Genomic DNA, 20261 nt, shown 5'->3' with positions numbered 1-20261 from the left:
TTCGCCAGCCTGAAGGTCGCGGTGACGCTGGCCTTCATCGGCTCCGTGCTGTCGGAGACGGTCGGCGGCAATCGCGGGATCGGATTCCTGATGCTCTCGGCCGGCGCCCGCAACGATACCGCGACCACCTTCGCCGGCCTGTTCTCGATCGCGATCATGGGGATCGGCCTCTACGCGCTCTGCGCCCTGATGGAGCGGCGCATGACGCGCTGGGCCTTCCGCGGCGAACTGGTGGGCTGACGCCGGAGGCACTGGTCCGGTGCCTCGCCTGACCGGAGGCGGCTAAGGCGTCGCCACATATCCGTCGCGGCGCGGATCGGCGGCGCCGGTGAATACGCCCGTGGCGGGGTCCACCGAGACCGCCTGCATCCCGCCGCAGCGCATCGTCCACCCGACGTCGAAAGCGCGTGCGTCATGGCCGCGGCGCCGCAGCTCCGCGATCGTGTCGGGCGCGATGCGGTTCTCGATTTCGACCAGGCGCCCGTCCCAGAGCCGGGCGCGCGGCGCCTCGATCGCCTCCTGCAACGACAGGCCGAAGACGAGATGCTGCACCATGGCCTGTGCCTGTGTCTGCATGATGCCGTAGCTGCCGGGCGTGCCGAGCGCGAGCACGGGCTTGCCGTCGCGGGTCGAGATCGAAGGCGACATGCACATCGCCAGCGCGTCGCCGGGCCGGGCGCGGTTGGGGCTGCCGGTCTGGACATCGGCCCAATAGAGGAAGTTGTTGAGGCACAAGCCCGTGCCGGGCACGACCACACCGCTGCCGAAGGGGCTGCCGAGGCTCTGCGTGATGCAGATCAGATTGCCCTCGGCATCCGCGATCGAGAACGATGTCGTATGGGCAGGGTCCTCGCCTTCCTGAGGCGTCCATTGCTCGGTCGGCCCGGTGACGGGCTTGCCGTCGAGCAGGCGCGCACGCAGTCGCTCGATCGAGGCGGAGGAAAGCAATTGCGCCAGGACGTCCGGCGACGGATTGTTGTGCGCGATGCGCTCGCCCGCCGCGAGCCGGATCGCGCGATAGACGAGGTCGAGATGCTCCGGCCCGTCCTTGGGCAAGGAGGCGAGATCGACCCCGTCGAGGATGGCGAGCGTCAGCAGGAACTGGAAGCCCTCGCAGGGCGGCGGCGGCACATGGACCTGCAGCCCGCGATAGCCGAGCGCCAGCGGCTCGCGCCAGACCGCCTTGACGGCTGCCAGATCGGCCATGGTGAGCGTGCCGCCGAGCGCATGCAGATGCGCGGTCACCCGCTCGCCTAGCGGCCCGCGATAGAAATGATCAGGTCCGTTTTCGGCAATCTCCGTCAGTGTCCGCGCGAGATCGGCCTGCACGAGCAGGCTGCCGAGGCCGGGTACCGCGCTGCCCGGCGCATAGTTCGCAGTCCAGGCGGGTTCGAGCGCCTTCCGCGCCTGGACCGCCGGCCCATGCTCGGCGAATTCCGCGGCCCCGAATTCGGCCAATGCGAAGCCGTCCCGCGCCAGCGCGATCGCCGGGGCGAAGATGTCGGCCAGGCTCTTGCGCCCATAGGCGTTCACCAACTCGCACCAGCCGGCGAGATTGCCCGGTGGGGCCACCGAAAGCGGCCCGCGATCGAGATCTGAGCGCTGGGTGAACCGATCGGCCGGGAAGCTCGCCGGAATCGGCGGCACGAAGTCGAGCACCCGAACGCGCCCTTCCGCCGCTAACCAGCAGGTGGCGAAGCCCATGCCGGCTAGCCCCGACATGAAGGGTTCGACCACGTTGAGCGCAGCCGCCGTGGCTGCCGCCGCATCGAAGGCATTGCCGCCCTGCGACAGGAGCCGCGCGCCGGCCTGCGCCGCGAGCGGGTGGGCGGCGGCGACCATGCCGTGGCGGGAGGTCATGGTGGGGCGGCGGCCATTCATGGCGGATCTCCGGATCTCTGCCACGATCAGAGCATGTTTCGCGCCTCAGAACAGGCTGCCTTGACCATCATCCGTGGCTGGCCGGGCCGACTTCCGCGCATGGCGAGGCGTTTCGACGCCAGCCTGCGTGGCCGTGGGCTCCTGCACCTGCGGCCCGTCATTCGCGACCTTGTTCACCGCATCGGCGACCGGAACAGCTTCCAGCAGCTCGTCCGGCGGCGGCTTCAGCAGGCTCTGGACCTGCTGCGGCGTCGCGTCGGGGTCGAGCCATGCAGGATAGTCGCGCGGATCGAGGATGACCGGGCAACGGTGATGGATCGCGGCCATGGTGCCGTTGGCCGGGCCGGTCATCATCGCCACCGTGTCGATCTCGGACCCGTCCTGCGAATGCCAGGTTTCCCACAAGGCGGCGAAGGCGAAGGCGCCGCGATCCGGCCGGCGGAAGAGGAAGGGCTCGATGACGGCCTGCCGGCCGGTGCCGCTGCGCCGCCATTCATAAAAGCCATCGGCCGGCATCAGACAGCGGCGCCGGGTCAGCGCATGGCGGAAAGAGGGCTTCTCCGCGGCGCTTTCCGCTCGGATGTTGATGACCAGCGGAAACGTCTTCGGGTCCTTGACCCAGCCCGGAATGAAGCCCCAGCGCATCAGCAGGAAGCGCCGGCCCCCATCATGCGGCAGCACCACCGGCACCGGCTGCGTCGGCGCGATATTGTAGCGCGGCGGGAAATTGGGCTGCTCGCGATAGCCGAAGGCTTCGCGCAGGGCGGTCGGTGGCAAGGTGATGGCGAAGCGTCCGCACATGCCGGCTTTTAGCGCGAACGCGCCCGAGGCAATCAACACTTTCTTTGCGGTTGGCCGTCATAGTCGAGCGGTGCGAGGTATAGGATGACCGTCTCCGCGAGGACAGCGCAGGTCGGGAATGCGGCGGATCGGCTTGGGCCTGCGGGTTCTGCGGCGCTCTCGACCGATTTTCTCAACCGCTTCAACGAAGCGCTGATGCTCATCGAGATCGCGGCGATGGACGAGACCATCGTCGAGGATCTGCGAAACTGGACGAATGTGGGCTATCGGGAGCACTTCCAGTCTTCCAGCCTGCGCTGCGCCGGTTCGGCTCTGGCTGCTTACGACAATCTCGTACCGCATCGCCGGGCGGCGTTCGAGGACACGTGCAGCGCGATGGCGCGGCTCATCCGCACGATGACGGATATTCTCTGCGAAAAGCCGCTCCGCGACGATCTCCCCGAGATCACCGCGGTGGCAAGCGACGCGCTGCGCAAGCTGATCAGCCGCTCGACCCAGTTCATCAACGCCAACGGCACGATCGACCTCTCGGCATTGCCCGACCGCACCTTGCAGGCCGAGATCGACGCGCTCATCGCCTACGGTTCGGCCTGAAGTCCTCGGCTCCGACGGGCCGCCACCAGAAATTCGCGGTTGCCGTCTCCACCTTCGATCGGGGAGGGGACCGGCCCCTGCACGGCAAATCCCATCTCGCGCAGAAGCGCGACGATGTCCCCGCAGACCGCGGCCTGGACCGCCTCGTCGCGCACGATGCCCTTCTTCAGCGCGGCGCGCCCGGCCTCGAATTGCGGCTTGATGAGCGCGACGAGGCCAGCCTGCGGGGCGAGCAACGCGGCGACGGCCGGCAGCACGAGCCGGAGCGAGATGAAGCTGACGTCGATCGCCGCCAAGACCGGTGGCGCCGGCATCGCCTCGGGCGCCAGGGTGCGGATGTCCTGCCCCTCCAGGCTGGTGACGCGCGGATCGGTCTTCAGCGAGGCATGCAGCTGATCGCGCCCGACATCGACCGCGACCACATGAGCCGCTCCGCGCTTCAGCAGCAGATCGGTGAAGCCGCCGGTGGAGGAGCCGACATCGAGGCAGACGAGCCCGGTGGGATCGAGCCCGAAGGCATCGAGCGCCCCGACGAGCTTCAACCCGCCGCGCGAGACGTAAGGATGCGGCGCCTGCGCCGCGATCTCTGCATCGGCCGGCAGCATCTCCGAGGCCTTGCGCACCACCGCGCCATTGGCGCTGACCAACCCGGCCGCGATGGCGGCTTGGGCCCGGGCGCGGCTCTCGAAGATGCCGCGCTCGACGAGCAACTGGTCGGCGCGGCTCTTCATCGCTCGCTCAGGCGCGCTTGACCGCGCTCGGCGCACCCAGCGACTTGTCGACCGCCGCGACGATCCCCGCCGCGTCGAGGCCCGCCGCCGCATACATCGCATCCGGCTTGTCGTGATCCTGATAGATGTCCGGCAGGGTGAGAGCGCGCACCTTGAGGCCCGCGTCGAGCGCGCCGTTCCGCGCCAGCAGATGCAGCACATGGCTGCCGAAGCCGCCGACCGAGCCTTCCTCGATGGTGACTAGCACCTCGTGCTCGCGCGCGAGCTTCAGGATCAGCTCCTCGTCGAGCGGCTTGGCGAAGCGCGCATCGGCGACGGTGGTGGAAAGTCCGCGCTGGGCGAGGAGATCGGCGGCCTTCACCGCCTCCGCCAGCCGCGTGCCCAGCGAGAGCAGGGCGATCTGCGTGCCCTGCCGCACCACCCGACCCTTGCCGATCGGGAGCGGCACGCCGACCTCCGGCAGATCGACGCCGACGCCTTCGCCGCGCGGGTAGCGGAAGGCGATCGGGCCATCGTCATAAGCCGCGGCGGTGGCGACCATATGCGTCAGCTCCGCCTCGTCGGCTGCCGCCATCACCACCATGTCCGGCAGGCAGGCGAGATAGGCGATGTCGAAGGAGCCGGCATGGGTGGCTCCATCGGCGCCGACGAGCCCGGCACGATCCAGCGCGAAGCGTACGGGGAGCTTCTGCAAGGCGACGTCATGGACGATCTGATCATAGGCGCGCTGCATGAAGGTGGAGTAGATCGCGACGAAGGGCTTGTAGCCTTCCGTGGCGAGACCGGCCGCGAAGGTCACCGCATGCTGCTCGGCGATGCCGACATCGAAGGTCCGCGCGGGAAAGGTCTTGCCGAAGGAATCGAGCCCGGTGCCCGAGGGCATGGCCGCCGTCACCGCAACGATCTTCTCGTCCTTGTCGGCTTCCTTGATCAGCGCGTTGGCGAAGACGCCGGTATAGCTCGGCGCGTTCGCAGGCGCCTTCGCCTGGAGCCCGGTGACGGGATCGAACTTGACGACACCGTGATATTTGTCGGCGCTGGCCTCCGCCGGCGCGTAGCCCTTGCCCTTTTGCGTCACGACATGGACGAGGATCGGCCCGTCGCCGGCATCGCGCACATTGCGCAGCACCGGCAGCAGATGGTCGAGATTATGCCCGTCGATCGGCCCGACATAATAGAAGCCGAGCTCCTCGAACATGGTCCCGCCGGTCCAGAAGCCGCGGGCATATTCCTCGGTGCGCTTGGCCTTGTCGTGGAAGAAGCGCGGCAGCCTTTCGGCCAGCTGCTTGGCGACCTCGCGCAGCGAGCGATAGGTGCGGCCCGAGACGAGGCGTGCCAAATAGGCCGACATCGCCCCCACGGGCGGGGCGATCGACATGTCGTTGTCGTTGAGGATGACGATGAGGCGCGAGCCGAGCGCACCGGCATTGTTCATCGCCTCATAGGCCATGCCGGCGGACATGGCGCCGTCCCCGATGACGGCGACGACATTGTTCTGGCCGCCGGAAAGATCGCGCCCTACCGCCATGCCGAGCCCGGCCGAGATCGAGGTCGAGGAATGGGCCGCGCCGAACGGATCATAGGGGCTTTCCGACCGCTTGGTGAAACCGGAGAGCCCGCCCGGCTGGCGCAGCGTGCGGATCCGGTCGCGCCGGCCGGTCAGGATTTTGTGCGGATAGGCCTGGTGCCCGACATCCCAGATCAGCCGGTCGCGCGGCGTGTCGAACACATGGTGCAGCGCGACCGTGAGCTCGACGACGCCGAGCCCGGCGCCCAGATGCCCGCCGGTGACCGAAACGGCGTCGATCGTCTCGAGCCTCAGCTCGTCGGCGAGCTGGCGCAACCGTGCGTCGTCGAGAGTTCGCAGATCGGCCGGATCATGGATCGTATCGAGCAGAGGCGTCGAGGGGCGTGACACGCAGGATTCCGTTGCCATGAGGAACAGCTCCCCAAATAGGCGCTGCCGGGGGCGCTGGCAAACCGAATAGAAAATGGGGCGTCGGACAACGCGGTCAATCCATGTGACTTCTTAGGCCACGGCATTTGAGCCCTCATCCTGAGGAGCGCTTCGTCCGAAGCGCGTCTCGAAGGATGTTCCAGACCGTTCCGGAGCCTCCTGGAGCATCCTTCGAGACGCCGCTGACGCTCCTCGGTTGGAGGGCTGACGAAGACGGGAAAGCTGAACTCAAGGCCCTTCCGGCAGTGGGATGAACTCCGTTTCGTCGCCGGGCACGGTGTCGAAGCGGCCTGTCTTCCACTCCTGCTTGGCCTGCTCGATCCGCTCCTTCGAGGATGAGACGAAGTTCCACCAGATGAAGCGCTGCCCGTCCATCGGCTCGCCGCCGACCAGCATCACGCGGCTCTGATCGATGGCGAGGATCGAGATGCGGTCGCCCGGCTTGAACACCAGCAACTGGCCGGCGCCGAATTCCTCCCCGGCGATATCGATCCTGCCCGAGACGACATAGACCGCCCGCTCGTCGTAATCGGGGTCGAGCGGCAGGATCGCGCCGGGCGAGAGCACCGCCTCGGCATAAAGCGCCTCCCAGGGGAACTGCACCGGCGAGGTCTGGCCATAGGCCGAGCCCAGGATCAGGCTGACGCGCTTGCCGCCCTCGACGAGGCGCGGCAATTCTTCTGCGCCGTGATGGGCGAAGGCGGGCGCGGTCTCCTCATGCGTCTTCGGCAGAGCGAGCCAGGCCTGGATGCCGTAGAGCTTCGGTCCGGTGGCGCGGGCCTCCAGCCCGGTCCGTTCGGAATGGACGATGCCGCGCCCGGCCGTCATCAGGTTGACGGCGCCGGGCCGGATCGCGAGCACGGTGCCCAGCGAATCCCGGTGCATGATCTCGCCGTCGAAGAGATAGGTCACGGTCGAGAGGCCGATATGCGGGTGCGGGCGAACGTCCAGCCCCTCGCCGAGATGGAATTCGGCCGGCCCCATCTGGTCGAAGAAGATGAAGGGGCCGACCATGCGCTGGCCGATGGCGGGCAGGGCGCGGCGCACCTGGAAGCCGCCGAGGTCATGCGAGCGCGGCACGATGACCTTTTCGATCGCGTCGCAGGAGCGGGCATCGCCCAGAATTGGGTCTTCGGCGGGCAGTTGCGACATGGCGAGGCCTCCTGTTCGGCGCGAAAGCTGGACCGGCCGGGCCGCTCTGGCAACCGCTGCGGTGCAGGGCGCCGATGGCGCGGCTGCAATCGGCTCGGTCGCCGTGCTGCAACAGCGTGGCGCGCTGCCGCAAGCCGCTACGGTCCGGGCGCAGCGCCCGCCGCGCGCAGGCTCCCGATCAAGGCGAGCCCGTCGCGATAGCGCTCGGCGCCCTGTTCGCAGGTCTTGCAGATGACGCCGAGATAGCGCCCGCCGATCACCGTCTCGGCGAAGAGGCCGGATTTCTTGTTGTGCCGCGCATCGGTTTCGACCCGGTACCACTCCCGCTCGCCCCAGCGGACGATCTCGAGCGGCTTGAGAATGTCGGCGTCGCGGCTGGTGGCCTTGAGGACGGTTCGCAGGCGGTTGTAGCGAGCGTGGGGCGACTCGTAGAGCGAGCGTAGCCTGGCCGCATCGTCCGCGCCGTCGGGGCGCTCGTCATTCATCAGGATCGCGCAGGTTTCCAGGGTCCTGCGGCAGGCTTGCGTCTCGCATACGAACTGGATGCGGCGCATGCCCGTGACCGACAGCGTGCCCTCGGCCGGGCCGTCGACGCGCCAGCCTTCGGGCAGGTCCACCACCAGCCCGGCCGGCAGCGCCACCGTCTCGGCGACTAGGGGCCCCGGCAGGGCGGCGACCCACGCGCAGGCGATTATCAGGTAGCAGAATGCACGCTTCATCCAGCCCCCTCTGATCGTGCTCCCTCGATACGGCTCGTGACGATGCGCTCGAATTGCGTCTGCTCTGCGTCGGTCAGCGCCCGCAGCGGCATGATGAGCGGTTGCTCTTCCCGTCGAAGCAGCAGGAAATGCTCACCCCGTCGCTCGATGCCGCTGAAATCCGACCAGTCGACCACGCTGACGAGGCCGTCCTGCTCGGATTCGAGCCCGCGCTCGGAAAGCCTGACCTCTGTCTCATAGGCCTGCGTTCGCTGCTGCAGATGCCGGGCGTAGCCACGCTGCTCCCAGCGCTTGATCCTGGGAAAGGCGAGGATGAGCAGACCGAGCATCGCCCAGAGCGGGAGGGTGCCATACAGGAACGCGCCCGGCAGCATGTCCGTCAGCAGCGGCAGCGCATAAGCCAGCGGAACACGGTCGGTATCGATGAGCCAGCCGAGGCACAGGACGACCGGCGGGAGCAGAGCGAAAGCCACGAAGGCCCAGGCGAAAACACGCCGTGCTCGCCGCTTCATGGCGGGACGATTCCATTGCCAGGCGAGCGCCGCCTCCCGGTCCGCTTCCGTCACCGTGAACCGCGCCGATAGCGCTGTTTCGCCGCCGGTCTCCGCCGCGAAGCCTCCTAAGGGGGTGGTCCGACCCGGCCCACCGACATAGCATGAGGCTTCCCAAGCACGGATGCGTGCTTCGTCCCCGTCCGCGAGCGCATGCCGGGGCAGCGGGTAGACGTCGTCGAAATCCTTCACCCCGATGAAGAAGTGGCCCGGCGTCTCGCTCACCCCGACGATCCGCCGGCAGGCCACGGCCTGCCGCTGCCGAGGGGCCGTGACCAGCAGCCCGCCGGGCTCGAAGCGATAGGAGAGCGCGACGGGCCCGTCATGACCCTCGTCTTTGAGCCAACGCCGGCCCCGGCGCTCGGCCGATTTCCTGTGCCGGACAAAGGTGATGCCCGCCCAGGCAAGGATGTAGGCCAACGGCAGGCCGCTCGGGCCGAGCAGGACATCCGCGAACTCCCGCGCGAAGCCCGCCAGACCTTCGCCCCGGCTCTGGGACCATGCCGTGTGGCCGAGGAGCAGAACGGCGACGATCCCCGCCCAGAACTGGAGCATCAGCATCCGCCGCCGCGAGGCGGCGAGGACATCGCCATAGCCGAAGGAGGCCGCGGCGATGCGGTCATCGCCCGTGAGAACGGTTTCGACCGTGAACGGCTCGGGAGGAGGAGCGGGCTCGGCGGCCCGGATCGCAGGCGTCGTCCGCAAGCTTGGCCTCCCGCGCTCAGCCCTCGACGTCGAGCGGAGCGGCTCCCGTCGGCTTGCCGTCGGCGCCCAGCGTGATGCGCTCGATGCGCGCTTCCGCCTGCTTCAGCAGCGCGTCGCAGCGGGCCTTGAGCGCCTCGCCGCGGGTATAGATCGCGATCGATTCATCGAGCGGCACGTCTCCGCGTTCGAGGCGCGCGACGATGCCTTCGAGCTCTTTCAGCGCTGCCTCGAAGGGCAGGGCGGCCACGTCCGCATCGGTCTTGGTGTTCGCTTCGGTCAAAGGCCTGATTCCTCTTTGCCGCCGTTTATCGGCTGGCGAGGCGCAGGCTGCAACCCGTCAGACCGGCAGGGCCGAGGTCTTCTTGATGGAGCGCAGGGTGAGGGTCGACTGCACCCGCGTCACCCCCGGCAGCTGCGTGATGATCTCGGTGTGGATCCGCTCGAAATCGGCGCTGTCGCGATAGATCACCCGCATCAGGTAATCATGCGCGCCGGCCAGCAGATGGCATTCGAGAACCTCGGGCAGATCCCGCACCGCCTGCTCGAAGCTCTCCAGCGAGGCGCGGCCCTGCTGGTCGAGCGTGACGAAGACGAAGGCCGTGCCCGGAAAGCCCGCGATCTTGTCGTCGAGCATCATCGCATAGCCGCGGATCAGCCCGCTCTCCTCCAGCTGCCGCACCCGGCGCAGGCAGGCGGAGGGCGACAGATGCACCTTCTCCGCGAGATCCGAATTGGTGATGCGCCCATCGGCCTGCAGAATGCGAAGGATCGAGCGGTCGCGGGAATCGAGTTCGATGGTCATGAGACTGCCAACGGTTTCAAGCGACGATCAATCGTCGCAAAATCCGCTCGGCGCAAGCAATATCCTGCTTCGATTTGAATAAGAAGCGCTCGAAAGAGCCGGGTGCAGCCACCTCGTCGCATGATCCTGCACCGCTTTTTTTGCGCCGGACGCTGCCCTTTCAGCAGCGGGACGCGGCGCTCAGCGGCATGACGAAGGGCGTGCCCTCGAACGCCTCGGCGCCGCGTCCGATGGCCGCGATGGCGCGGGTCATGCGGCCCTCCCGGTCCAGCGCCGCATCGGCGAGGGCGACGAGCCTGGGGTTGGGCGTGGCGGAAGGCGCGGCCTCGCGCAGGGCGCGCGCGACCTCCGCCTCCTCACGCTCCGGCGCCAGCGCGCAGGCCGCGATGAAGGCGGCCGCCGTGGAGCGGCTGATGCCGGCCCAGCAATGGATCAGCAGCGGCGCCTGCCGGTCCCACGCCCGCAGGAAGGCGATCAGCCGTGCGACGTCGTCTTCCGCAGCCAGCACATGGCCCTCGCGCGGCGCGCTGATGTCCGAAAGCCGCAGGCACAGATGCCGCTCCGGCGCGATCGACGCCGGCCGCTCGACCTCCATGCCGACATTCAGCAGCGTCACGAGATGGCGCGCGCCACTCGCCGCCGCCGTTGCGGCGAGCTGGGACAGCGGGCTGACATGCAGGGTGGGCAAGGGCGGCTCCATCAGGTCGGGCTCCATGATAGCTCGGCGTTGCCGCCATCGACAGCCGAGCCTGCCCGTGAGATGAGCCGCTGCCACCGCATGTCTCGCACGAAGGGCCGCCATGAATCTCTGGTTCCGCCTGATCTGGCTGCTGCTGACCGCGTGTTTCAGGCCCAGGCTCGCCTTGCCGGCCGAGGCCTCGAAGCTGGCTTTCCGGGTCTGGCCGCATGATCTCGACACCAGCCTGCACATGAACAACGGCCGCTACTGGTCGCTGATGGATCTCGGCCGCACCGACCTCGTGCTGCGCAGCGGCCTCTGGCGTGCCGTCCTGCGCCATCGCTGGCTGCCGGTGGTCAATGCCGGCACGATCCGTTTCAGGCGGGAGATGAGACTCTTCCGCAGGTTCCGGCTGGAGACGCGGATCCTCTGCTGGAGCGAGCATTGGCTGGTGATGCAGCACCGCGTGCTGACGCAAAGCCGCGGCGGCGACGAAATCCTCGCGGCCGTCGCGCTCGTCAGGGCGGCGATCTATGACCGCAATGCGAAGGACTATGTGCCCGTCGCGCGGCTGCTGGCCGAGATCGGCGTCGAGGCGGAAAGCCCCGAGCCCACGGCCGAGGTCGTCGCTTTTCTCGCCTCCGAGCAGGTGCTGCGCGAGGCCACCGCGACCCCGCGATAAGGAGCGCCCGGGCGCTTGCGCGGGCCTATTCCGCCGCCAACCGCGTCGCCCGCCATTGCGCCAGCAGCGCGCGCAGGGCCGCCGGCTTCAGGGGCTTGTTGAGGATGTAGACATCGAGCGCGGTCGCCGCCTCGCGAACATGGGGGGTGCGGTCGGCCGTCAGCAGGATCGCCGGCATCGGCGCGCGGGAGTGGGCGCGCAGGGCCGAGATCGCGGTCAGGCCGTTGCCATGGTCGAGATGGTAGTCGGCGATCAGAACATCGGCCTCGTTGCGGGTGCCGACATGCGGCAGCGCCTCGTCGAGGCTCGGCGCCGTCGTCACGCGGCAGCCCCAGCCTTCCAGCAGGCGCTTCATGCCGTCGAGAATCGCCGGCTCGTTGTCGATCACGAGCAGCCGCATCCCGGCGAGCTGCCCCGCGGGCGTCTGGGGTGCGGCGGCGCCGGTCGACATGGCGGGCAGCGGCGCCGAACGCGGCACCAGCAGCGAGAAGCGCGTGCCGCGCCCGGGCGCCGAATGGAGCGTGAGTCCGTGGTCGAGCGCCCGCGCGATGCGCTGCACGATCGACAGGCCGAGCCCGAGCCCGCGCGCGACCTTGGCGCCCTGGTCGAGCCGCTGGAACTCGCGGAACACCGTCTTCTGCTTGCTCTGCGGAATGCCGAGCCCGGTATCCACCACCTCGAGCGCGATCTGGTTTCCGCGCCTTCGGCATCCGACCAGAACCTTGCCGCTGGGGGTGTATTTGATCGCGTTCGAGATCAGGTTCTGCAGCAATCGCCGCAGCAGGCGCCGGTCCGAGCGCACCGCGAGCCCATTCGGCACGAAGACGAGTTTCAGGCCCTTTTCCTGCGCGCTGGGCTCGAATTCGCGCTGCAACTGCCGCATCAGCTCGTCGAGGCGGAAGGCGGTGATCTCTGGCTTCAGCGCCCCGCCATCGAGCCGCGAAATCTCCAGCAGCGCCGTCAGGATCTCCTCGACGGCATCGAGCGAGGCATCGACATTCTCCGCGAGGTCCGGATGGCCGGCCGTCCGGTCCCGCTCCACCAGCGAGGTGGCATAGAGGCGGGCCGCATTGAGCGGCTGGAGGATGTCGTGGCTGGCGGCGGCCAGAAAGCGTGTCTTGGAGGCATTGGCGGCCTCGGCCTCGGCCTTGGCGCGCTGCAACTCTGCGTTGACGTGCAGCAGTTCCTCGGTGCGTTCGGCCACGCGCCGTTCGAGGCTCTCATTGGCCCGTTCGAGCTCTTCCTCGCCCCTGACGGTCTCGGTGATGTCGGTATAGGTGGTGACGAAGCCGCCATCGGGCAGCGGATTGGTCCGGACCTCGATGACCTTTGTCGACGGATAGAGCTTCAGGCGCACCGGCTCACGGTCGCGCACGAAGCTTTCCAGCCGCGCCGCCATCAGCTCGTCGCGGGCGCCGTCGCCATAAGCGCCGCGGGCGGCGTTGAAGCGCACGATCTCGTCCAGCCCGGTGCCGAAGCGCACCAGCGAGGGCGGCAGATCGTAGAGCTGGAGGAAGGCCTGGTTCCAGGCGAGCAGCCGCAGGTCGCGGTCGAGCACGGTGATGCCCTGCCCGGCATGGTCGAGCCCGTGCTGGAGAATGTCGCGGTTGTATTGCAGCGCGGCCGAGGCGTCGTCGAGCAGCTTGAAGGCGGCTTCCGTCGAGAGATTGCGCCGCTTCAAGAGCAGCGACAGCACGAGCCGGGACGAGGCGGCCCCGATCGCCGAGGAGAGCAGATGCTCGCCGAAGCGCAGCAGGTGGATGTCGACGTCGCGGCCGGGGTCCGGCTCCTCGCCGCGGCCATGGATGAAGCTTTCGAAGGCCCGCTCGGTGCGCTCGCGGCCGAGGTAACGCGCGATCGTCGCCTGCAACTCGCCTTCCGTGACGCTGGTGCGCCAGAGCGAGAAGGTCTGCGCCATCGTGCCCCGGTCGGATTCGACGAAGGCGTTCGCCTGCAGCCGCTCCATCGCATTGGCCGGCCGCAGCAGCGAGAAGCCGATATAGGCGAGGATGTTGAGCCCCAGGCTCCAGAACACGCCATGCGCCAGCGGCGGCAGGCCGAGCCCCAGCAGCGCCTCGGGCCGCAGCACCCCGGCACCGAAGGGGCCCTCCTGGACCAGGGCGCTCCACCAGCTGCCGGGAATGACGAGGCTCGGCATCAGCAGCGTATAGGCCCAGACCAGCGTGCCGATCGTCAGCCCCGCCACGGCGCCCAGCGCCGTGCCGCGCCTCCAGATCAGCCCGCCCAGGAAGGCGGGCGCGATCTGCGCCGTCGCCGCGAAGGAGAGCAGCCCGATCGACACCAGCGCCGCCTCACCGGAAGCGCGGTAATAGGCATAGCCCAGCAGGATCACGACGACGATGCTGATGCGCCGCAGGACGACCAGCTGCGAGCCGAGGTCTCCGCCCGCATCGCCGCCCGGCCGCTCGTCGGGGGACAGCCTTTCGCTGCGGCCGCGGTCGCCGAGGGCGCGCCGGCCGCGCAGCAGCAGCGGCATGACCAGATGATTGGATATCATGATCGCCAGCGCCACCGAGGCGACGATCACCATCGCGGTCGCGGCCGACAGCCCGCCGACGAAGACGATCAACGCGATCAGCCCGGCTTCCTGCTGCAGCGGCAGCAGGAGCACGGTCATGTCGCGGTCGATGCCGCTCCCCGGCATCAGGATCTCCCCGGCCGCCGCCAGCGGCAGGACGAAGAGATTGATCAGCACGAGATAGAGCGGGAACATCCAGGCGGCGCGCCGCACGTCCCGCACGTCGCGATTTTCGACGATCGTCATGTGGAACTGCCGCGCCAGCAGCAGCGAGGCGCAAGCGGAGAGGAGCGTCAGCGTCAGGAAGGTCGGCCAGCTGGAGGTCCGCTCCCAGATCGGCGGCAAGGCCCCCAGCGGCTGCGCCGCCCGGGCGAGCAATTCGCCGGCGCCGCCGAACAGCCCATAGACCACGAAGACGCCGAGCACGAGGAAGGCGACGAGCTTCACCAGCGATTCCACCGCGATCGCCAGAACCAGCCCGTCCTGATGCTCGGTGGCGTCGATATGGCGCGTGCCGAACGCACAGGCGAAGCCGGCCAGCACCAGCGCCACCAGCAGCGGCAGATCGCCCAGAACCGGCATGTCCACCAGGGGTGCATGGGTGCCGGTCGCCGCGAGAAAGACGGAGAGCGAGTTCGCCACCGCTTTCAGCTGCAGGGCGATATAGGGCAGGGCGCCGATCACCGCGACGATGCAGACCAAAGCCGCCACCCGCTCGCTCTTGCCGTAGCGCGCGCCGACGAAATCGGCGATCGAGGTGATGTTCTGCGCCTTGGCGATGCCGACGAGGCGCTCGACGAAGCGATGGCCGAGTCCGATCACCAGGATCGGGCCGACATAGATGCCGAGGAAATCGAAGCCCGCCCGGCTGGCGAAGCCGACCGAGCCGTAGAAGGTCCAGGAGGTGCAGTAGACGCCGAGCGCCAGAGCGTAGATCGTCGCCCGCCCCGAGCCGGTCATCAGGCGCCGCCCCGATGTGTCGGCCGTATGGGCCACTGCGAACAGAGCGCACAGATAGGCCAGCGCGACGAGGACGACGAGCCAGGCCGGGATCAAGGCGAGGCCCTCAGGGCAGAGGCCGAAGCGGGCAGGAGGATTGAGGGCATTCTGATCCCGGTGTTGCGGCGTGTCAGCTTAGCCAAGCCGAGCCGCCCCTGCCATAGGCTGCCCGCCGCGATCGCGGCCACGCCCGTGGAGAGGCCCCAACTTTCTGCTCCTGTCCGGGACCAACCGGGTTTCCTGCTCCCGCGATCTTGGACTAGCCTTGCCGACGGCTGACGGAACCAGAACAGGACAGGGGTAATCCATGCTCGAGGAATTCAAGAAATTCGCCCTGCGCGGCAACGTCATCGACCTCGCCATCGGCGTGATCATCGGTGCGGCATTTTCCAAGATCGTCGACTCGCTGGTCAACGACATCATCATGCCGTTCATCGGCGCCATCGGAAACGTCGACTTCTCGAATTATTTCGTCGGGCTCAACAGCTCGGTGACGGCGACGACGCTGGCCGAGGCGAAGAAGCAGGGCGCGGTGCTGGCCTATGGCAACTTCATCACCATCGCGGTCAACTTCATGATCATCGCCTTCGTGCTCTTCCTCGTCGTCAAGGCGATCAACCGGCTGCAGAAGAAGGAAGAGCCCGCTCCCGCCAAGAAGCCCGACGACGTCGTGCTGCTGACGGAAATCCGGGACCTGCTGAAGGACAAGCCTGTCTGAGGACGGCGACGGGCTGCCTTCTTCAGCCCTCGTTTCAGGAGCAGCGAAAGAGACGGCTGGAAGGGTCCACGCCGAGGCTGCCGGCAATCCCTCGAGACGAGCGGAACGCTGCTCTCGGGGGGTGACCGAGGCGCAGACCGGCCGACTCACTCATCACGGCGACCGATCGACCCGATCTCGCGATTTCATGCCCGCGCCGCTGCCGTTGCGCTAAAGAGGGGGCCTGCAAATCGCGAGGCCCCTACGATGAACATCGCCACCCTGCCGGGCAGCACCCTGGTTTCCGATCTGCGGCCGGAAGCGTTGAACGCGCCCGAAAGCGGCATCGTCGAGGTGATGAATTACGGCCGGCTGCGCGAGGGGCTGATTCCGCTCTGGGTCGGCGAGGGCGATCTGCCGACGCCGCAGTTCATTCGCGATGCCGCCGCGCGCTCGCTCGCGGCCGGCGAAACCTTCTACACCTGGCAGCGCGGCATTCCCGAGCTGCGCGCGGCGCTGGTGCGCTACCATGAGCGCGTCTATGGCGGGCGCTTCTCGACCGAGCGCTTCTATGTCACCGGCTCGGGGATGCAGTCGCTCCAGATCACGGTCCGCATGATCGCCGGCGCGGGCGACGAGCTCATCATCCCCACCCCGGCCTGGCCGAACTTCGCCGCCGCGGTGGGCGTCGCCGGGGCGAAAGCCGTCTGCGTGCCGATGGATTATGCCGAGGGGCGCTTCACGCTCGATTTGTCCAAGATCGAGGCCGCGATCAAGCCTAAGACGCGGGGCATCTTCGTCAATTCGCCCTCCAACCCGACCGGCTGGACCGCGACCCGCGCCGAGCAGGAGGCGCTGCTGGCGCTCTCCCGCAAGCACGGAATCTGGATCGTCGCCGACGAGATTTATGGCCGCTTCGTCTATGACGGACAGGCCCGCGCCGCCTCATTCCACGACATCATCGAGCCGGAAGACCGCGTCGTCTTCGTCCAGACGTTCTCGAAGAACTGGGCGATGACCGGTTGGCGCATCGGCTGGATCGAGGCGCCGGAAGCCTTCGGCCAGGTGATCGAGAACCTGATCCAGTATTCCACCTCCGGCTCGCCGGTCTTCATCCAGCGCGCCGCCGTGGCGGCGCTGGACGAGGGCGAGGGCTTCGTGGCCGAGCAGATCGCGCGGGCAGCAGAAGGGCGGCGCATCGTGTTCGAGGGGCTGAAGGCCACCAACCGCGTCTCGCTCTCGGCGCCGGTGGGCGCCTTCTACCAGTTCTTCTCAGTGGATGGTCGGGGCGATTCCGGCAAGCTCGCCAAGGACCTCGTCGACACCGCCAATGTCGGCCTCGCTCCCGGCACCGCCTTCGGGCCCGGTGGCGAGACGGGCCTGCGCCTCTGCTTCGCTCGCAACCCGGCCGACCTGACGCAGGCCGTGGCCCGGCTGCAGACCGCGATTGCAGGACTTTGAGAGTCGGCACCGTCGGGCTTGGACTCCTCTCCAGAACGAGCACAGTCATCCCGGACGCAGCGGAGCGGAGATCCGGGATCCATGCCTGAACGTTGCCTGGAAGTGTTCCGGCATGGATCCCAGGTCTCCCTTGGGTTGCCCGGGATGACCGAGCGGCTCTGAGCCGAGGGCATTGTGCCGTAGGAGCCTCTTCACGGCTGCAACGCTGCCCTGCGTCCGAGCGCGCTGTCGGGCGGTTGACCCGCCCTTCCCCCGCCGCCATGAAGCCCGCGCATCTCGAAGACGGTGCCGCGGAGCGCGATGAAACCTTTCGGCTATCCTGAGAACCGGCTGGCGCTGCTCTGGCGAGAGGCGCTGATTATTGCGCTCGCGGCTGTCGGCGGCGGACTGTTCTCGCTGCTCGGCATGCCGGCGGCCTGGCTCTCGGGCTCGATGCTGCTGAGCGCCGTCGTGTCGCTGATCCGCCCGCTGCCCAGCCTGCGCCGGCCCTGGTTCGATTCGACCATGGTGCTGTCCGGCACGATCCTCGGCTCTGCCGCCACGCCCGAGGCGCTGGCCGCCGCCGCGCGCTATCCCGCTTCGCTGGTCGTGCTCCTGGTCGGCGTCGCGGCGATCATGCTCGCGACAGGCGCCTATCTGCGCCATGTCGCCCGCTGGCCCTGGATCGACGCGCTGCTGGCGGCGGCTCCCGGCGCGCTCTCGACGGTGCTCGCCGTCGCTCAGGCCAAGGGCGCCAATATCGGCCGCATCTCGGTCGTGCAGCTGTTTCGTCTCCTCGTGCTCGTCGCGCTCCTGCCGAGCGCGATGCAGATGTCGGGCGCCGCGGCGGGCGTGCCCCTGCCGGTTCACCTGCCCGTCGGAGCCGGGACCATGCTCGGCGTGACCATGGCCGGGCTCGGCCTCGGCCTCGTCTTCGACCGGATCGGGCTGGCGGCGCCGCTGATGTTCGGCGCCACCTTCGCCAGTGCGATCCTGCATGGCAGCGGGATGGTCGAGGGCTCGCTGCCGCAGCCGATCCAGATCGCGGTGCAGGTGCTGCTGGGCTCGACCATGGGCGGGCGCATCGCCCAGATCCCGCGCAGCGAATTGAAGGGCCTGTTTCCGCTGGCGATCGGCGGCTTTGCCGTTTCGATCGGCGTCGCCTTTCTCTTTGCCTGGCCGGCGGCCTGGCTGGCGAACGTCTCCTATGCCAGCGGCATGGCCGCCTTCGCGCCGGGCGGGCTGGAGGCGATGGCGATGCTCGCTTTTGCCATGGGGCTCGACACCCTCTATGTCGGCGCCCACCACCTCGTGCGCTTCGTCGTCATCGGCCTCGCCATGCCGCTGGTGCTGGCCAGGATCAAAGGCGAGCCGCAACGGTGACGGCAGGCCCGGCTGCCCCGAAAAGTGCCGGGCCGCCAGGACGCGATCAGTCGAGGCTGAGCGTTGTCAGGTCCTGGAACCAGTGCTGCGCCAGCACGAATTTTTTCACCTTCGGCGAGAGCGCATGGGGGTTGGTGTCGTGGACGACCCAGCCGAGAACCGCGTTATCGACGATGAGCCCATGGGCCTTGGCGAGCAGCTCGTCTTGCTTGGCGACGTCGAAGGTCTTCATCGCCTCGTCCAGCAGGGCGTCAGTCTCCGGGCTCGACCATGTGCCCCAGTTCACGCCGACGGGCGCGACCTGGTTCGAATGGAAGAAGCGGATGATCGCGTAGAGCGGGTCCGACGTCACATAGGCGATGTTGTTCGAGGTGACGTCGGCGTTCATCGGGTCCTTGGCGCCTTTGCGCCAGCGCGTATAGAGCACCTCCAGCTCGACGACCTTGAACTCGACCTCGATCCCGACATCCTTCAGGTTCTGCTGGATCAGCTCGTTCATCGGCAGCGAGAGCATTTGCCCCGAGCCGCCCTGAGCGATGACGAAGGTCGTCTTGAGCGGCTTCTGCGGCGAGTATCCGGCCTCCGCCAGAAGCTTCTTGGCGGCCTCGGGATCGTATTTGATCTGAAAATTCGGCTTGCCGAACCAGGGGCTCGCGGGATCGACCTGGCCGATGGCCGGCTTGGCGAGCCCGTTCATCAACGCCACCACGCTCTCGCGATCGATCGCCAGATTCAAGGCCTTGCGCAGCCGGATATCGGCCCAGAGAGAGCCGGGCGCGACGCTGAGATGATAGTTCCAGACATGCGGCGTCACGTTCTCGACGATCCGCATTCCGGCCGATTTGAGCTGCGGAACCGTATCGGGCGCCGGGGTTTCGATGAGATCGACTTGGCCCGAGATGAGGGCGTTGGTGCGCGACAGCACTTCCGGCAAAGGCACGAGCACCAGCTTGTCCACCTTGGCGAGCCGCTTCTTGTCCCAGTAGTCCGTGTTCTTGACCAGCTCCGCCAGTTCCCGCGGCACCAGACGGCCGAGCTTGAACGGACCGGTGCCGGAGGGCTGGAAGGCGAATTTGTCCCAGTCCCGCCCGAGCTTCTCGTACTGAGCCGGGCTCGACACGAGGAACCACAGCATCTGGTAGGGAAAGAAGGAATCGACGGATTTGGTCGTGATCTCGACGGTCTTCGCATCGACCTTCCGGTAGCTCGCCACCGAGGGCAGCCTCGGCTTCACCTGCGCGGACTGGCGCTTGTCGTAATGGGGCGCCTGCTCATTGAGCACCTTGTCCAGGTTCCAGATCACAGCGTCGGCGTCGAAGACCGAGCCGTCGTGAAACTTGACGCCCTCGCGGAGGGTGAACAGCCATTTTGTCTGGTCGGCCGGATCGACCTTCCAATCGGTCGCGAGGCCCGGCACCAGCTTGCCGGGCCTGTCCGCAACGTCCATCTCCCAGGCGATGAGCGGGTCGTAGAGCGTATAGCCGGTGAACTTGTAGGCACCGGCTCCGCGATCCGGCTGGCCGGTGGTCAGCGGAATATCGGCGAGGGAAATGCCGTATCGCACGACGGTTTCGGCCTGGGCCGCTCCGATCAGCGACAAGGCCAGCCATGCCGAAATTGCAAATCGTTTGAACATGCCCGCGATCCCTCGGTTTGAACGTGGCCGGTGGTCAGCAAGCGGTATGCCATGCCGCGGCCGAGGCACCGCGGCAAAGAGAAGGACCTGTCCCTCAGAGGGCGAGCCCGGCATCCCAATAGGGCGTCGCCCCATAGAGCTCGCCGAGAAAATCGACGAAGGCGCGCACCTTCTGTTCCAGATGCCGCCGGCTCGGATAGACCGCATAGACAGCCACCCGCGAGCCGACCGCATAATCCGGCAGCACCCGCCGCAGCACGCCGGATTTCAGCTCCGGCCCCACATCCCAGGTCGAGCGCAGCGCGATGCCGAC

Annotated in this window: 19 protein-coding genes; 6 read left to right on the top strand and 13 right to left on the bottom strand. The window is 67.9% G+C overall.

All coding sequences use genetic code 11. The annotated features are described in order from the left end of the window. On the top strand, positions 1-240 hold a 240-nt coding region (locus ACOJTB_RS07095; protein ID WP_420101824.1), incomplete at its 5' end, for an ABC transporter permease subunit. 42 nt (positions 241-282) lie between these two features. Here ACOJTB_RS07095 and ACOJTB_RS07090 read toward each other — a convergent pair. Both ACOJTB_RS07090 and ACOJTB_RS07085 read right to left on the bottom strand, forming a co-directional pair. Then, a complete protein-coding gene (locus tag ACOJTB_RS07090; protein ID WP_420101823.1) occupies positions 283-1881 on the bottom strand; it encodes a gamma-glutamyltransferase family protein in 1599 nt (532 codons plus the stop codon). Between the two features lie 45 nt (positions 1882-1926). Then, entirely contained in the window at positions 1927-2682 is a 756-nt protein-coding gene (locus ACOJTB_RS07085; protein ID WP_420101822.1) for an SOS response-associated peptidase, read from the bottom strand. A gap of 84 nt (positions 2683-2766) precedes the next feature. Here ACOJTB_RS07085 and ACOJTB_RS07080 point away from each other — a divergent pair, with 84 nt between their 5' ends. Then, positions 2767-3276, top strand: coding sequence for a hypothetical protein (locus tag ACOJTB_RS07080; RefSeq protein WP_420101821.1), 510 nt, complete (start codon positions 2767-2769; stop codon positions 3274-3276). Here ACOJTB_RS07080 and ACOJTB_RS07075 read toward each other — a convergent pair. The 8 genes from ACOJTB_RS07075 to ACOJTB_RS07040 all read right to left on the bottom strand — a co-directional run bounded on the left by ACOJTB_RS07075 (position 3261) and on the right by ACOJTB_RS07040 (position 10581). Next, on the bottom strand, positions 3261-4007 hold the full coding sequence (locus ACOJTB_RS07075; protein ID WP_420101820.1) for a TlyA family RNA methyltransferase: 747 nt from the start codon (positions 4005-4007) through the stop codon (positions 3261-3263). The two genes, ACOJTB_RS07080 and ACOJTB_RS07075, sit on opposite strands and share 16 nt — an antisense overlap. Before the next feature lie 7 nt (positions 4008-4014). Continuing rightward, positions 4015-5943 carry a 1-deoxy-D-xylulose-5-phosphate synthase gene (gene dxs / locus ACOJTB_RS07070; RefSeq protein ID WP_420101819.1) on the bottom strand — a complete coding sequence of 643 codons (1929 nt, stop codon included), beginning with the start codon at positions 5941-5943 and terminating at the stop codon, positions 4015-4017. Between the two features lie 249 nt (positions 5944-6192). Continuing rightward, positions 6193-7116, bottom strand: a complete 924-nt coding sequence (locus ACOJTB_RS07065; RefSeq protein ID WP_420101818.1) for a pirin family protein — start codon at positions 7114-7116, stop codon at positions 6193-6195. A gap of 137 nt (positions 7117-7253) precedes the next feature. After that, positions 7254-7835, bottom strand: a complete 582-nt coding sequence (locus tag ACOJTB_RS07060; protein WP_420101817.1) for a hypothetical protein — start codon at positions 7833-7835, stop codon at positions 7254-7256. Then, positions 7832-9091: a YcxB family protein gene (locus ACOJTB_RS07055; RefSeq protein WP_420101816.1), complete on the bottom strand. Its 1260-nt coding sequence runs from the start codon at positions 9089-9091 to the stop codon at positions 7832-7834. The genes ACOJTB_RS07060 and ACOJTB_RS07055 overlap by 4 nt, the downstream gene beginning before the upstream one ends. 16 nt (positions 9092-9107) lie before the next feature. After that, positions 9108-9371, bottom strand: a complete 264-nt coding sequence (locus tag ACOJTB_RS07050) for an exodeoxyribonuclease VII small subunit (RefSeq protein WP_420101815.1) — start codon at positions 9369-9371, stop codon at positions 9108-9110. A gap of 57 nt (positions 9372-9428) precedes the next feature. After that, on the bottom strand, positions 9429-9893 hold the full coding sequence (locus tag ACOJTB_RS07045) for an Lrp/AsnC family transcriptional regulator (protein ID WP_420101814.1): 465 nt from the start codon (positions 9891-9893) through the stop codon (positions 9429-9431). A 160-nt stretch (positions 9894-10053) separates the two neighbouring features. Next, positions 10054-10581, bottom strand: coding sequence for a tyrosine phosphatase family protein (locus ACOJTB_RS07040; RefSeq protein WP_420101825.1), 528 nt, complete (start codon positions 10579-10581; stop codon positions 10054-10056). Positions 10582-10693: 112 nt separating this feature from the next. Between ACOJTB_RS07040 and ACOJTB_RS07035 the strand changes: the two genes are divergently transcribed. After that, entirely contained in the window at positions 10694-11254 is a 561-nt protein-coding gene (locus ACOJTB_RS07035; protein WP_420101813.1) for a thioesterase family protein, read from the top strand. A gap of 25 nt (positions 11255-11279) precedes the next feature. Here the strand turns inward: ACOJTB_RS07035 and ACOJTB_RS07030 are convergent, their stop codons facing one another. Beyond that, a complete protein-coding gene (locus tag ACOJTB_RS07030; RefSeq protein ID WP_420101812.1) occupies positions 11280-14849 on the bottom strand; it encodes a NahK/ErcS family hybrid sensor histidine kinase/response regulator in 3570 nt (1189 codons plus the stop codon). Positions 14850-15099: 250 nt separating this feature from the next. Here ACOJTB_RS07030 and mscL point away from each other — a divergent pair, with 250 nt between their 5' ends. The 3 genes from mscL to ACOJTB_RS07015 all read left to right on the top strand — a co-directional run bounded on the left by mscL (position 15100) and on the right by ACOJTB_RS07015 (position 18312). Beyond that, positions 15100-15510, top strand: a complete 411-nt coding sequence (gene mscL, locus ACOJTB_RS07025) for a large conductance mechanosensitive channel protein MscL (RefSeq protein ID WP_420101811.1) — start codon at positions 15100-15102, stop codon at positions 15508-15510. A 246-nt stretch (positions 15511-15756) separates the two neighbouring features. Continuing rightward, on the top strand, positions 15757-16950 hold the full coding sequence (locus tag ACOJTB_RS07020) for a pyridoxal phosphate-dependent aminotransferase (RefSeq protein ID WP_420101810.1): 1194 nt from the start codon (positions 15757-15759) through the stop codon (positions 16948-16950). 300 nt (positions 16951-17250) lie between these two features. Then, entirely contained in the window at positions 17251-18312 is a 1062-nt protein-coding gene (locus ACOJTB_RS07015; protein WP_420101809.1) for an AbrB family transcriptional regulator, read from the top strand. A gap of 46 nt (positions 18313-18358) precedes the next feature. On the opposite strand, the gene ACOJTB_RS07010 is transcribed toward ACOJTB_RS07015, so the two are convergent. Next, positions 18359-19948 carry an ABC transporter substrate-binding protein gene (locus ACOJTB_RS07010; protein ID WP_420101808.1) on the bottom strand — a complete coding sequence of 530 codons (1590 nt, stop codon included), beginning with the start codon at positions 19946-19948 and terminating at the stop codon, positions 18359-18361. A 94-nt stretch (positions 19949-20042) separates the two neighbouring features. Further along, positions 20043-20261: LysR substrate-binding domain-containing protein (locus ACOJTB_RS07005; protein ID WP_420101807.1), on the bottom strand; the 219-nt coding region annotated here is incomplete at its 5' end.

Source organism: Allobosea sp. (genome assembly GCF_048595345.1).
Lineage (GTDB): Bacteria > Pseudomonadota > Alphaproteobacteria > Rhizobiales > Beijerinckiaceae > Allobosea.
Note: the sequence above shows the minus strand (reverse complement) of the source record. Positions and strands in the feature narration are given on the sequence as shown.